This is a genomic window from Roseibium sp. (assembly GCF_051016195.1).
Classification (GTDB): Bacteria; Pseudomonadota; Alphaproteobacteria; order Rhizobiales; family Stappiaceae; genus Roseibium.
In genome coordinates, this window is sequence record NZ_CP134616.1 from 4,324,052 (window position 1) to 4,337,147 (window position 13,096).

Below are 13,096 nucleotides of genomic sequence, written 5' to 3' on the forward strand. Positions count from 1 at the left end.
AGGACGCTCATGAGCCTGTACACAGCCTACCTTGAAGAAATTGAAAGCCGCAAAGAGCAGGGCCTGCACCCTAAGCCGATCGACGATGGCGCACTGGTGAGCGAACTCATCGCGCAAATCAAGGATCCGGGCAATGCGCACCGGCAAGATTCCCTCAAGTTTTTCATCTACAACACGCTTCCGGGAACGACGAGTGCTGCAGGCGAAAAGGCGCGCTTTCTGAAAGAGATCATCCTTGGCGATGCACCCGTTGAAGAGATAACTCCGGCGTTCGCGTTCGAACTGCTGTCGCACATGAAGGGCGGGCCTTCCGTCGAGGTTCTTCTCGACCTGGCGCTCGCAGACGATGTCTCGATTGCGCAGGCCGCTGCCGAGGTCCTGAAGACACAGGTCTTCCTCTACGAGGCCGATACGGACCGCATCAAGGAAGCCTTTGCCGCCGGTAACGAGATCGCAAGGGACATTCTGGAAAGCTATTCCAAGGCCGAATTCTTCACGAAGCTTCCGGACGTCGATGAGGAAATCAAGGTGGTGACCTTTATCGCCGCTGAAGGCGATATCTCCACCGACCTGCTGTCTCCAGGCAACCAGGCCCATTCCCGCGCCGACCGGGAACTGCACGGCAAATGCATGATTTCGGAACGGGCGCAGCAGGAGATCCAGGCGCTGAAGCTGCAGCATACGGACAAGCAGGTCATGCTGATTGCCGAAAAAGGCACCATGGGCGTCGGTTCCTCGCGCATGTCCGGCGTCAACAACGTCGCCCTGTGGACGGGCAAGCAGGCCAGTCCATACGTTCCCTTCGTCAACTACGCTCCGATCGTTGCGGGCACGAACGGCATTTCGCCGATCTTCCTGACCACTGTCGGCGTCACCGGCGGTATCGGCGTCGACCTGAAGAACTGGGTCAAGAAGCTGGACGAGGACGGCAATCCCATCCTGAACAATGACGGCAACCCGGTTCTTGAGCAGAAATACTCGGTGGAGACGGGAACGGTCCTGACCATCAACACCAAGAGCAAGAAGCTGCTGAACGAAGCCGGCGATGAAGAACATGCCGACCTGAGCTCGTCCTTCTCGCCGCAGAAGCTTGAATTCATCAAGGCCGGCGGCTCCTATGCGATCGTCTTCGGCAAGAAGCTGCAGAGCTTTGCCTGTGAAACGCTCGGGATCGAGCTGAAATCCGCCTTCGCACCGTCAAAGGAAATCTCCCACGAGGGTCAGGGCCTGACCGCCGTGGAGAAAATCTTCAACGCAAATGCGCGCGGCGTGACACCAGGCGCCGTGTTGCATGCCGGATCCGATGTCCGGGTCAAGGTCAACATCGTCGGTTCGCAGGATACGACAGGCCTGATGACGTCCCAGGAACTCGAGGCAATGGCCGCGACGGTCCTGTCTCCGAGCGTTGACGGCGCTTACCAGTCCGGCTGTCACACGGCATCGGTCTGGGACCTGAAGGCACAGGCCAACACCCCGAAACTGATGGCCTTCATGCACAGGTTCGGCCTCGTCACGGCGCGCGATCCCAAGGGCGTCTATCATTCCATGACGGACGTCATTCACAAGGTTCTGAACGACATCACCGTGGATGACTGGGCGATCATCATAGGCGGGGACAGCCACACAAGGATGTCCAAGGGCGTGGCATTCGGCGCCGACTCCGGCACCGTTGCTCTCGCACTTGCAACCGGCGAAGCGACCATGCCGATCCCTGAATCCGTCAAGGTCACCTTCAAGGGAGCCATGGCGGAGCACATGGATTTCCGTGATGTTGTCCACGCAACCCAGGCGCAGATGCTCAAGCAGTTCGGCGACAACGTTTTTCAGGGCCGCATCATCGAGGTTCACATCGGCACACTGCTGGCCGACCAGGCCTTCACCTTCACTGACTGGACCGCGGAGATGAAGGCAAAAGCCTCCATCTGCATCTCCGAGGACGAGACGCTGATCGAATCCCTGGAGATCGCCAAGCATCGCATCCAGATCATGATCGAAAAGGGCATGGACAATGACGCCCGGATGCTGCAGGGCCTGATCGATATCGCCGATAAGCGGATCGCGGAAATCAGGTCCGGCGAAAAGCCCGCGCTCGCTCCCGACGACAACGCCAAGTATTTCGCGGAAGTCGTGGTCGATCTCGACGACATCAACGAGCCGATGATTGCCGATCCGGACGTGAACAACGCCGATGTTTCCAAGCGCTACACCCACGACACGATCCGGCCGATCTCGCATTACCGGGCCGAGAAAAAGGTCGATCTCGGCTTTGTCGGATCCTGCATGGTTCACAAGGGAGACGTGAAGATCGTCGCCCAGATGCTGCGCAACCTGGAAAAGGCGTCCGGCAGTGTGGAGTTCAACGCCCCGCTGGTTGTCGCTGCTCCGACCTACAATATCATCGACGAGTTGAAGGAAGAGGGCGACTGGGCCGTACTTCAGAAATATTCCGGCTTCGAGTTCGACGATACGGCTCCGAAAAGCACGGCTCGGACAGAGTACGAAAACATCCTCTACCTTGAGCGGCCCGGCTGTAACCTGTGCATGGGCAACCAGGAAAAGGCTGCCAAGGGCGACACGGTTCTTGCAACGTCGACGCGTCTCTTCAAGGGGCGGGTTGTCGAGGACTCCGACGACAAGAAGGGCGAGTCTCTGCTCGCGTCGACGCCGGTCGTGGTCCTGTCGGCCATTCTCGGCCGGACACCCACGATCGATGAATACAAGACCGCGGTCGAGGGCATCGACCTGACCAAGTTCGCACCGCCGCTGCAGAAGCCGCTGGACACCCAATCGGTTCACTTCTGAGGCAGAATGGCACCAGGCTGCCGTTGGCGGCATTCGGTTTCCAGATCCCAATCTCAATCCCGGCACGGAACGCCATTCGTGCCGGGATTTGTTTACCGCGTTAGCTGTTTCAAGCATTCGCGATGCGAGCGAATCGCTCTTCAACGAATGCGCTCGATCTCTTCACCGCGTGAATGAGCTTTCAGGTCATGGGCAGCGGACTCACGTGTCCTGCGCTGAACGCATCTTGGCGGGAAAACTGACGCTGAATTGTTGCCCAGAACAACAAAATCCAAAGGGAATTGTCTTTCGTAATTCCTATTGTTGGCGAAATGCTGCCGATAAATCGTATGCGTCGGGTTGCCGTGGTGTGGCGCAAAATTAACGCAACGTAACAGTGTTTTGAATCGGGCCCCCGCGTTTCCGGACTGTTAACCATGTTCGTGCGTTCCTGTTCGTGAATGGAGAGGCAGACAATTCCAATAGGAGAGCCTTTATGGATCGGAAACAGAAAAAACGTTACGCGGGGCCGCTCGCGGCAGCAGCGTTCCTCTTGACATCGAGTGCGGCATTTTCAGCAGACCTGGCAGTCGCGCCAACCATTCAATACAGCCCGTCCTGGAGCGGATTTTACGCTGGTGCCTTCGTCGGATGGGGTTGGTCCAATGACGACGCTGACACAACGGGAACAAGCGGATTCCAGAACCTTGGCGGGACAATCGTCCCGGGCAGCCTCAACCTAGACGACAATGGCTTCAATGGCGGCCTTACGGCTGGCTACAACATGCAGAGCGGCAACTTTGTTTATGGTCTTGAAGGCGACATTTCGTATCTCGACTATGACGAGTCCGACTCGTTCACCGGCGCAGCCGTCCTTGGAACACGTCTCGAAACGCGCGCTGAGCGGGAAATGAAGTTTTTCGGTACGTTCAGAGGCCGTCTTGGTTACGCGCCCAGTGACCGGTTCCTTCTGTTTGCGACGGGCGGGCTTGCGTTTGGTCAAGTCAATTACTCGACAAGCGTGACAGGTGTGGATGCACCGGCACTGGTATGGTCCGGAAGCGAAGACGAGTTCAAGTTCGGCTGGACGCTTGGTGGCGGCGGCGAATTCAAGGCGACCGAAAACGTCTCGATCAAGCTGGATGGTCTCTACTACGACCTCGCCGACAGTAGCGCCACAGCCACCGGAAATGCAGCGGTCAGAGCCATCGGGGCGCTCAATGGCATCGATTATGCCAGTGAAACGGACAATACCGGTTTCCTTGCGCGCATCGGCGTGAACTATCAGTTCTGATCCACGCTGTTGCCGCCGGTGCACCCCGCCGGCGGCACCTCTGCGGGTTCTTTGCCGTGCTAGCTCGGCCCAATCATCTTTTCCGGGCGCACGAGCCGGTCGAATTCCTCTTCCGTGACATAGCCGAGTTTCAAGGCCTCCTCGCGTAGAGACGTTCCGTTCTTGTGGGCGGTCTTGGCGATTTCCGTTGCCTTGTCATAGCCGATCGCCGGGGCAAGGGCGGTGACCAGCATGAGCGAGCGCTCCATCAGTTCGGTGATGCTGTCCCTGTTGGCCTTGATGCCTATGACGCAGCGGTCCGTGAAGCTAAGCGATGCGTCTGCGAGAAGGCGGATCGACTGCAGCATGTTGAAGGCCATGACCGGTTTGTAGACGTTGAGTTCGAAATGCCCCTGGCTGCCGGCAACGGAGATCGTTGTCTGGTTGCCGAAGACCTGTGTACAGACCATCGTCATGGCTTCGCACTGGGTGGGATTGATCTTGCCCGGCATGATTGACGAGCCGGGCTCGTTTTCCGGAAGTGACAGTTCACCCAGCCCCGAGCGCGGGCCGGAACCGAGCAGCCGGATGTCGTTGGCGATCTTGAAGAGCGAAGCGGCAACGGTGTTGAGCGCACCGTGGGCGTAAACATAGGCATCATGCGCGGCGAGAGCCTCGAACTTGTTGGGAGCAGTCCGGAAGGGAAGGCCGGTGATGTTGGCAACCTCGGCCGCAAAGTCTTCTGCGAATCCGATTTTGGTGTTGAGCCCTGTGCCGACGGCGGTACCCCCCTGAGCAAGGTCATAAAGCCCGTCCGAAGCTTCGGTGACCCGTTTGATACTCATCTCCAGCTGCGCGGCATAACCGCCGAATTCCTGTCCCAGGGTGAGCGGGGTCGCGTCCTGGGTATGCGTGCGGCCGATCTTGACGATGTCCTTCCATTCGGACGCCTTGGCGGTGAGGGCCGCTTGCAGGTGCTTTAGCGCGGGCAGCAGCCGGTGATGGATCTCGCGCGCTGCGGCGATATGCATTGCGGTCGGGAAGGTGTCGTTCGACGACTGGCTCATGTTGCAGTGATCGTTCGGATGAACGGGCGTCTTGGTGCCGATTTCGCCGCCAAGAATTTCGATGGCCCGGTTGGCGATGACCTCGTTGGCATTCATGTTCGACTGGGTGCCGGAGCCCGTCTGCCAGATGACCAGTGGAAAGTTGTCGTCAAACTTTCCGGCGGCCACTTCGCCGGCGGCCTGATCGATGGCAGCGGCAAGATCCGGCGCCAGCTTGCCCTGATCCCGGTTGACCCTCGCAGCGGCCTGCTTGATCACGCCAAGTGCATGCACAAGCGGCAGCGGCATGGTTTCGCTACCGATCGGGAAATTGATCAGCGACCGCGCGGTCTGCGCGCCGTAATACTTGTCCGCCGGAAGATCTAGGGCGCCAAAGGAATCGCTTTCTGTGCGAACGGGCGTGGACATGGTCACCTCTTGGGCTTGTCAGATGTTTTCAGAACCTTGCCGGGGCTCGCTGCTGCATCCTGGCGATTGTCAGCTGGCTGTCGCGCGGGTCGGCGGGGCAAGGCTGCCGCGAACCATACTGCGGGAGAAGTCGCAGTGATACGGGAAATCGGAAATGGGGAGGGCGATCGACAGAAATGCCGTATTGTAACAGCCAAGGGCAAGTCCCTGGTCTGCGAGCGTGAGCGAGAAACATGGAACATGGCCGACGTCGGTGCCACATGCGCCACAAAGGTGATCAACGGTCGCTCTGCAGACAAAGCGAACGTTTGCAGACGTTGGTACCACCGCGATACGGTCAATCCGCTGGAATTTGCCTCGAAAGCAATGATATTTGTCTGCTTTGCTTCTCTCAGCCGGTTTTGATCCCCGCACAAAATACCTGACTTGAGGCTTTCGAAACCCGTTAAGATAGATGGGCCGGCCGGATGGCAGTCACACAACAACTGGCAAGACTGTTTCCCAGTCGGTTTGAACGATGCCGGCGTGATGTGTCCGAGCTTGACAGGCTGTTGTCCTTTGAGCTGGAGCCAGATGAAGCGTGCATTGATCTGGATTGGTCTGCAGCGAGCCTTCTCAAAGGCTTCGAGGCCCTTGGCGATGCTGAAACACTTCGATTGTTAGCCGAGGCGCTCGGAGAAGGAGCAGGCGTCGTCAATATCGACTACCCCACCGGCCCAACCGACTACTGCGTTTACTCTGCCATCACTGCCGTCAACCGACGACCGTTGCTCGCTTATCCGAGAAATTGAAAAGCCTTTCATTGGAACAACGGGATACGATGCTTTTACGCGCAGCAGCAGTTGCCGTCGACGATGGTTCACTCAGCACTGCTGACACCTTGGACTACTGCAGGGAAATGTTCCTGAAATTTCACAGATTTGTCCAAGCTGCGGCGCGACGCGATCAGACAATCGCAACGTGGTGGGATTGAGCCCCATGACCCGAATGGGTGACTTGGTGATCGAATTCGACCCAAACTGATACCTGCAGCGTCTCAGCCAAGGGCTCCGATGGCTAGGCAATGTCGACGAATTAACCCAGGCATAGGTTTTGGGATTTCGGATTAGCATTGCAAGTTACGCATAGGTTGCCGACGAAACTTGGAGGTCGGCGATGTGCACCAAGATGACCTAAGGGGCTGCAAACCGGCGCCACATTCATTGCAATCGCAGCCGCATTCATCTTGATCAAGTCCGCACCCTCGCATAATTGTAGATTTCGAGGTCTAAGCTGTTAATTTCGCGTACAAAATCCAACTCAGACGCGTTCAGTTGTAAATCGTAGCCGTCGCGCACGTGTCGTTTTTCTTCCTTGATTGCAATTCCGTGAAACTCAAGTTGCTTAATGACACTACCCATATCCTCGGATGTGCCGACAATCTCTGCGTCATCAATCGCTTGATAAGCGGCTTCGAGGAGTTCGATCGGGTCCGTGATATCATCAAGTAGCGACATCTTGTGTTGCTCAGTCAGACTTAACCCAGAGCTTGGATCGATTTTGCCAGCAAGCTGCCGGGTTATGCGATTTCCTTGAATGACGGGGTCGTTTGCAAACAGCCTCTCTTTTACATCATCGGCGCTTAGTTGCCGGGCCATCATCACATGGCGCAGGTTTGAAACGAACCTCTGAACCGGATCACGCAGGACTAAAATTGTCTTCGCGCCTTTCATGAATTGTTTCATCTGAAGCAAGTAGTGCCCCTGATACAAATAGTTGTTTCCATTAACCGATTGACATATTTCTGCAAACATGTCCGGATTTGGATATTGCCCACCAATGCTTCTGACATAAGTTAGCGAAGGAATAGTATTTTTACTTCCAAAAAAATCTTCAAATGCGAAGCGCAGAGATGTACCAGCACACTTAAGAATGTGGCAGAAGTAAAAACAACCTATAGTCATATTATATGAATAGAATCAACATTTATAAATTTCAATAAAAATTAAAACACCCAAAAAATTGTCTTTTAGGAAGTTTACTCACACAATAGTATATCAAAAGTCAAAAAAATATAATGTAAATATACTTTCTTCTGAGATATAATTATCTTTAATTTTACATTACGTGAATTAATATTAACAAAATTTGTGATTATAGCTTAACAATATTTGTTGTTCACATCTTAATGTTTGACGTTACGGACTTTTTATTCGTACTTAATGCTGTTGTTTGCCCTTTGCTCCTCGAACTGGGCTCCGGGCCCATAAGATGAGTATGCCAATCAGTTGAAGTCTGATTCAGCTTCCCAAAAAGAAGTTTGGCGATGTCCGATGGTTTGCTCAGGCTCAGCGATGAGCGGTTTTCCAAGTGCAGGCGCCGATGTTGATCTGATTGCGACTAGGCTGGCTGAGGTCGACGACTGCAGACGCACATGCTGGATCATCCGAAAGTCAAATGGAGCTTGGGTGCACGGTCTGCGCTCAGAAGTAATTGTCCACCGGAATATTCAGGGTGCCAAATGAAACGCTCCCTGACCCACTGCCCTTGTTGCAACCCGCATAGCTCATCGGTTGCCGTTGGTTCGGCGCAGTCCCTTCGTGTTGGATATACTTTGGTTTGCTACTCTTGGAGATCTGCGTCTTGATCCGGACTGCGCTCCAACACAGTTTGTGGCATTGCCGACCGGCATATTTGCCTTGCCGGCGCGGTCGGGAGAAAGTCGCACGTCTCCTGTTCGCGGGTGGAAACCGCATGAGTGCAGATGAACCGCTCCAAGCTCTCCTTGTTGTTCTCTCGCGGCGTTGTCGCGTATGCCATATTTGCCGTAGCGGAAATTGAGCAAATCTTTCTTGATAGAAGTAGTAAGTTACCCTACAATCTTAGTATTGGGTGTAGTTTTTCTTAGGGAGAATTCCTATGTCGACATTATCCAAATTTCTTTTGACCACTGTCTGCGTGATTCAATTTCCGGCTTTCGTTCAGGCAGCGACAATTACCGCTTCTGATATATATGCATTCAGAGTAGCAAGTGGTCCGAACACTGCTGGGTTCGGGGAAAACGATGTCCTGACTTTCGGAGTAAATGTTGCGCCGAACGGATTCGGCGAGGACGCCGGAGTTCCCGTGTTCGACACGTCAGGAAACCCGGCTCCGCCAACGACAGGAACCGCGACGCAGAATGGCGTGACCAGATCTCTGAGCTTCGAGGGAGATCCGGTAAACCAGAACCTATACAGCGGTGGAATCCGATATGATGCAAATTTCACAGGCGCCTGGACGTTGAACCTGCAAAACGGTCCTGACAGCCTGGCTCTTGAAACTCCAGAAGTGGGTGACGTGCGTTTGCCTGCTCGAGTCGACAATGTGGGCCTTACGGTGGACGGCGATAAAACAACCCCCACGATTTCCTGGAACAATGTTGACATTGACCCCGACGCTGTGCGTTTGACGGTTTTTGATTTGGAGCAGCGAGATTTGTCTGGGCAGGCCGTCGAGGTGTTTGGTTCGCCCCGCTTTAGAAATGGCGAGACATCATACACTATTCCCGGCGGAGTTTTGGAGGAAGATCGCCTTTACGCGATCCGAATCGAGACACGAATTGAACGGCAGTCCGGCAACAGTTCGACTGGCCAGGATCTCACGGGTTCCACTTTGAGCGTAAATCGCACGTGGTTTAATTTCGCCACAAGCGATTTGCCAGAAGGCGTCGTGATACAGCTACCGGAAGTAATTACGACAGATCGAGGAACGCCTGTTTTTGTGTTTGACAATGAGGTCAGCGCTGGAGAAGTCCAATTTTACGATCCTATTGTGACCGAGGGTTTTGACTACGCGATCGGCGAATCCAATCCCAACTTTGCCTCATTCATTTTGCCCAATCTTGGAGACGATTTGTATGACCTATATCTCTTCGACGACAGCATAAACGATTTCACATTTGCTGAGGTCGTAGGAGCCGGCAACGAGTATTTCTTCGATACCGGTGGTGTCGACCAATTCAGAATTCTTGGAATCGAAACGGCGTTGGGCCTTGATCCGGAAGATCCGACGGCTTTTGTAACGGGTCTTAGTTTCATCAGCGATGGCCGCTTTACAGGAACAATGACGCCGATCACGCTCGAAATTCCGACGGTGATACCGCTTCCAGCAGGTTTTGTGCTTTTGATTTCTGCGTTCGGAGGTCTTGGACTAACAAGACTGGCGCGGAGAGGATCGTAGAAATGGTTTTGCGCGGCGTTGGTGTTCAGGCTCTGCTCCTCGCACAATATGAGCGTCCGTTTGGGCTCTGCGCTGACAATCAGCGCGCTTCTTGTGACTGACGGAAACAGGTTTTGAGCGCTAAAAGTCGTGCGCGACAGGAAATCTCCGCCGCAAACGAACAAGAACACAAGGTCCTACATGTGACCTTGTGTTCCTTTTTTGCGGTCACAGGTTCTCAATCTGTTTTCATCAAAACAGGTAAGACATCAGCGATTTCAAGGGGGAAACTGGTGCCGGCAGCAGGATTCGAACCCGCGACCCCGAGATTACAAATCACGTGCTCTACCAACTGAGCTATACCGGCGCCGGGGATGGCTTCTAACAGATTGGACGCGCTTGTCCATGGTTGAAACGAAAAAATCGGCACGAGAGCTGAAAATTCCCGCCAAGCCTTTCTAAAGTCTGTCGGAATCGCCTGCACGCTGTGGATAATTGCGCGGTGTCGCAGAAGCCGGAGGCCTCTGGCTGCTGTTGCAAAAGGCTGCCCGGGCCGGGCTGTCCGGTGGTCTCCCGTGCCTCCAGCGCGCTGACCAGGACCCAGGTCCCTGGTTAAAGACCCATTTTCATGCGGGCGACGTAGAGCGAGAGGACGGCGGCGTTGGAGACATTGAGAGAACGGATCTCGCCGGGCATGTCGAGCCGGGCAAGAAGGCCGCAAGCCTCGCGGACACCCTGGCGGACGCCTTTTCCTTCCGAGCCAAGCACGAGCACTGTCTTGTCGGTAAAGGCCGTGTCCTCGAGACTGGCGGGACCGTCGCTGTCGAGTGCGATGCAGCCGAAGCCCTTGTCCTTCATTTCGCCGACGAACCTTGCCATGTTCTTGACGCGCACATGCTTGATCATGTCGAGAGCACCGGAGGCCGACTTTGCAAGCACGGGGCCTTCTTCCGGGGCATGGCGCTCCGTGGTGACGACGGCATCAGCGTCAAGCGCAACCGCGGATCTGAGGATCGCGCCGACATTGTGCGGGTCGGTGACCTGATCGAGCGCAAGCACCAGCCGCGCACCTTCAAGGTGTTCCGCGCCATAGGCGGGCAGGGGGTCGGCTTCCAGGATCATGCCCTGGTGGACCGCGTCCTTTGTCACCATTCGGTCGAGCGCACGCGGCATTGTCGTTTCCACGGGCACGTCGATCTTGACGCCGCGCTCGGCCAGGCGGTTCTGCGCGTTTTCGGTGGCAAAGAGTTTCAGCCGCTTGCGGTCCTTGTTGGCAAAGGCCGCTTCGACCGTGTGCAGGCCATATAAAAGGACAGGGCCGTCCGGAGGGAGCCCAGGGCGGCGCGGGGCGGGTTTTCCGGCCGTTTTCTTTTTGTAGAAAGGCTTCTGGCCCGGGCGCTGTCCGGGACGTCCTGATTTGGGGTTATCCGTCATGGCGATTGCTGTAGCGGCAAATCTGGCGAAGGGGAAGGGTGTATGTGCCGTTCCTGATGCGTATCGCGTGAATCACAATCCCGCCGTCCCGGTCCTGAGCCGGGACCCGTGCGGCCGCTGCGTTCGGCCCCTGATCAGGTCCGGGGCGGCAGCGATCAGAGGGGCGTGAATCTCACTTCAAGCGCGCTCCGAGCGTTGAGACGGGAGAGAAAGATCCAGCGCAATTCAGCCTTCCGGTCCGTCTTCAAGACGGCTTCAGGATCATGCAGCTTACCGTGCCGTGGGCGATCAGCTTGCCGTCCGCATTCCTGAGATCGCCCTCCGATGTCGCAAGGCGGGAGCCGCGATGGACAATCCGGCCTTCGCAGATGACCTCGCCGCTCGTTGCCTGAAGCGGGCGGACCATATTCACGTTGAGCGACGTGGTCGTATAGAACTCGCCGGGTTTCAAGGTGGTGTGGACCGCGCAGCTGAGCGCCGTATCGATCAGCGTGGATATCCAGCCGCCGTGAACGGTTCCGAGCGGGTTGAGAAACTCCTTCGCCGGAAGACCGGTAAAGACGGCGCGGCCCTCCTCGAATTCCTTCATTCTTATATTGGAGTGGATCATCATGGGTGGAGCGGGCAGGTCGCCCGCCATCATGAGCCTGAAAATGTCGAGCCCGGTCATGTCCGAAAAGGCCGTTTTCGGCAGAGCGCCGATCTCATGGGTCCTGCCGTTTTCGGTGATCGTGTCCGTGTTGCTCATCGGATGTCCTTCAATAAGAGGCGTCAGGTTGTCCTGTCGACGTTGGCAGGGGTGTTGGCGTCGTTCTTTTCCAGAATGTGAACGGCCTTGCGCAGCGCGGACATGTGGGCGCGCACGGCTTCAGCGCCTTCCGGCCCGAGCATCTCCGTCAGTTCCGTCTGAGCGCGCTGCCACGCCCGGTGAATTTCGATGACCTTCTCTTCACCTGCCGGTGTCAGAACGGGCAGGACGGTGCGACCCGGGGTTTCGCGCCGGCGGATCAACCCTGCGACTTCGAGCGGGCGCAGGTTGCGCGCGAGCGTCGAGCGGTCGATGCCGAGATAGCGGGCGATGGCTGAGGCGGAGGGCGCGGTGCCGTCGGCTATGACGGCGAGAAGCTGTGCCTGGGTCAGTTCCAGGCCGAGTCCGGCCATGGCGCGGTTGTAATGCCGCGTCAGCAGGTTCGCCGTGCGCCGGGCCGCGTGGCCGAAGCAGGTTCTGCCCATTTCGGTAAAGTCGATGTCGTTCAGGTCAGATCTCATTTGTTGTAGGTACAACAAAAACTGAAGTCGCTCAACCCGAAAGCGCGGGAGACGGCTCCCGTAAGCAACTTGGCGCGGTGTGCAGCCCGGAAATTCACGGGCCGGATTGCCCAGGCAAGTTGTCCACAGGCAGGGACGATTCTCGCTCCAGATTCAGGGAATCCATATGGAAATGGTGACATCCGGCGCCAGAGCAGGCACTGTTGGAAAGACGGTAACCGGAGTGATCTCCAGCGTTCGAAGCAGCTGTTTCGAGCGTCTTCCCGATTTTGTGCATTTCTTTGCAAAATCAGCGTTGACAGGGCAGGTCCGCATCTGCATAACACGCGCCACGGGATTGCTCGCCCCTTTCGGGCGGGTTCTCCGGTAAGCCATCCTGATCGCTTCGGCGTGAAGCAGGACGAGATGGAGGAGTGCCCGAGTGGCTAAAGGGGACGGACTGTAAATCCGTTGGCTATGCCTACGTTGGTTCGAATCCAACCTCCTCCACCATCGACCCTGTTTCTCTCGTTGTGCGGGTGTAGCTCAATGGTAGAGCAGCAGCCTTCCAAGCTGACGACGAGGGTTCGATTCCCTTCACCCGCTCCATCATGGGGCATACCGGAGTGTCCGGAACGGAAGGCTCTTTCGCCCGGAAATCCTGACATAAGTTCTACGGGAAGCAATTCGACGCTCGCGGATCTGT

10 protein-coding genes and 3 tRNA genes are annotated in these 13,096 nt (G+C 56.1%); 7 read left to right on the forward strand and 6 right to left on the reverse strand.

All coding sequences use genetic code 11. The annotated features are described in order from the left end of the window. Window positions 1–9 precede the first annotated feature (9 nt). Both RDA78_RS19745 and RDA78_RS19750 read left to right on the forward strand, forming a co-directional pair. The gene (locus RDA78_RS19745; protein ID WP_434051522.1) at window positions 10–2,802 is read left to right on the forward strand and encodes a bifunctional aconitate hydratase 2/2-methylisocitrate dehydratase; all 2,793 of its coding nucleotides are present in this window, start codon (window positions 10–12) and stop codon (window positions 2,800–2,802) included. 475 nt (window positions 2,803–3,277) lie between these two features. Next, a complete protein-coding gene (locus tag RDA78_RS19750; RefSeq protein WP_434051523.1) occupies window positions 3,278–4,075 on the forward strand; it encodes an outer membrane protein in 798 nt (265 codons plus the stop codon). A 59-nt stretch (window positions 4,076–4,134) separates the two neighbouring features. Here RDA78_RS19750 and fumC read toward each other — a convergent pair whose 3' ends face one another. Beyond that, window positions 4,135–5,529: a class II fumarate hydratase gene (gene fumC, locus RDA78_RS19755; RefSeq protein WP_434051524.1), complete on the reverse strand. Its 1,395-nt coding sequence runs from the start codon at window positions 5,527–5,529 to the stop codon at window positions 4,135–4,137. Window positions 5,530–5,664: 135 nt separating this feature from the next. On the opposite strand from fumC, the gene RDA78_RS19760 reads away from it, so the two are divergent. After that, window positions 5,665–5,934 (forward strand): hypothetical protein, encoded by a 270-nt coding sequence (locus RDA78_RS19760; RefSeq protein WP_434051525.1) that lies wholly within the window; start codon window positions 5,665–5,667, stop codon window positions 5,932–5,934. Between the two features lie 62 nt (window positions 5,935–5,996). Continuing rightward, the gene (locus tag RDA78_RS19765) at window positions 5,997–6,320 is read left to right on the forward strand and encodes a hypothetical protein (protein ID WP_434051526.1); all 324 of its coding nucleotides are present in this window, start codon (window positions 5,997–5,999) and stop codon (window positions 6,318–6,320) included. Between the two features lie 438 nt (window positions 6,321–6,758). Here the strand turns inward: RDA78_RS19765 and RDA78_RS19770 are convergent, their stop codons facing one another. Beyond that, window positions 6,759–7,241: a hypothetical protein gene (locus RDA78_RS19770; RefSeq protein WP_434051527.1), complete on the reverse strand. Its 483-nt coding sequence runs from the start codon at window positions 7,239–7,241 to the stop codon at window positions 6,759–6,761. A 1,186-nt stretch (window positions 7,242–8,427) separates the two neighbouring features. Here RDA78_RS19770 and RDA78_RS19775 point away from each other — a divergent pair. Next, window positions 8,428–9,729 carry a VPLPA-CTERM sorting domain-containing protein gene (locus RDA78_RS19775; RefSeq protein ID WP_434051528.1) on the forward strand — a complete coding sequence of 434 codons (1,302 nt, stop codon included), beginning with the start codon at window positions 8,428–8,430 and terminating at the stop codon, window positions 9,727–9,729. A gap of 270 nt (window positions 9,730–9,999) precedes the next feature. Here RDA78_RS19775 and RDA78_RS19780 read toward each other — a convergent pair. The 4 genes from RDA78_RS19780 to RDA78_RS19795 form a co-directional block, all read right to left on the reverse strand. Next, window positions 10,000–10,075 (reverse strand) — tRNA-Thr (locus RDA78_RS19780). Window positions 10,076–10,320: 245 nt separating this feature from the next. Next, the gene (locus RDA78_RS19785) at window positions 10,321–11,142 is read right to left on the reverse strand and encodes a TrmH family RNA methyltransferase (protein WP_434051529.1); all 822 of its coding nucleotides are present in this window, start codon (window positions 11,140–11,142) and stop codon (window positions 10,321–10,323) included. Window positions 11,143–11,386: 244 nt separating this feature from the next. Continuing rightward, window positions 11,387–11,890, reverse strand: coding sequence for a PaaI family thioesterase (locus RDA78_RS19790; protein WP_434051530.1), 504 nt, complete (start codon window positions 11,888–11,890; stop codon window positions 11,387–11,389). Window positions 11,891–11,913: 23 nt separating this feature from the next. Next, window positions 11,914–12,411 (reverse strand): MarR family winged helix-turn-helix transcriptional regulator, encoded by a 498-nt coding sequence (locus RDA78_RS19795; protein WP_434051531.1) that lies wholly within the window; start codon window positions 12,409–12,411, stop codon window positions 11,914–11,916. 407 nt (window positions 12,412–12,818) lie between these two features. Here RDA78_RS19795 and RDA78_RS19800 point away from each other — a divergent pair. Together RDA78_RS19800 and RDA78_RS19805 are read left to right on the forward strand one after the other, a co-directional pair. After that, a tRNA-Tyr gene (locus RDA78_RS19800) sits at window positions 12,819–12,903 on the forward strand. A 22-nt stretch (window positions 12,904–12,925) separates the two neighbouring features. Then, window positions 12,926–12,999: transfer RNA gene (locus tag RDA78_RS19805), tRNA-Gly, on the forward strand. The last annotated feature ends 97 nt before the right edge of the window (window positions 13,000–13,096 follow it).

Excerpts from the sequence above, each read along its gene's own strand:
- RDA78_RS19745 (WP_434051522.1), top strand. The coding sequence starts at position 10 with ATGAGCCTGTACACAGCCTACCTTGAAGAAATTGAAAGCCGCAAAGAG.
- RDA78_RS19750 (WP_434051523.1), top strand. The coding sequence starts at position 3,278 with ATGGATCGGAAACAGAAAAAACGTTACGCGGGGCCGCTCGCGGCAGCA.
- fumC (WP_434051524.1), bottom strand. The coding sequence starts at position 5,529 with ATGTCCACGCCCGTTCGCACAGAAAGCGATTCCTTTGGCGCCCTAGAT.
- RDA78_RS19765 (WP_434051526.1), top strand. The coding sequence starts at position 5,997 with ATGGCAGTCACACAACAACTGGCAAGACTGTTTCCCAGTCGGTTTGAA.
- RDA78_RS19770 (WP_434051527.1), bottom strand. The coding sequence starts at position 7,241 with ATGAAAGGCGCGAAGACAATTTTAGTCCTGCGTGATCCGGTTCAGAGG.
- RDA78_RS19775 (WP_434051528.1), top strand. The coding sequence starts at position 8,428 with ATGTCGACATTATCCAAATTTCTTTTGACCACTGTCTGCGTGATTCAA.
- RDA78_RS19785 (WP_434051529.1), bottom strand. The coding sequence starts at position 11,142 with ATGACGGATAACCCCAAATCAGGACGTCCCGGACAGCGCCCGGGCCAG.
- RDA78_RS19790 (WP_434051530.1), bottom strand. The coding sequence starts at position 11,890 with ATGAGCAACACGGACACGATCACCGAAAACGGCAGGACCCATGAGATC.
- RDA78_RS19795 (WP_434051531.1), bottom strand. The coding sequence starts at position 12,411 with ATGAGATCTGACCTGAACGACATCGACTTTACCGAAATGGGCAGAACC.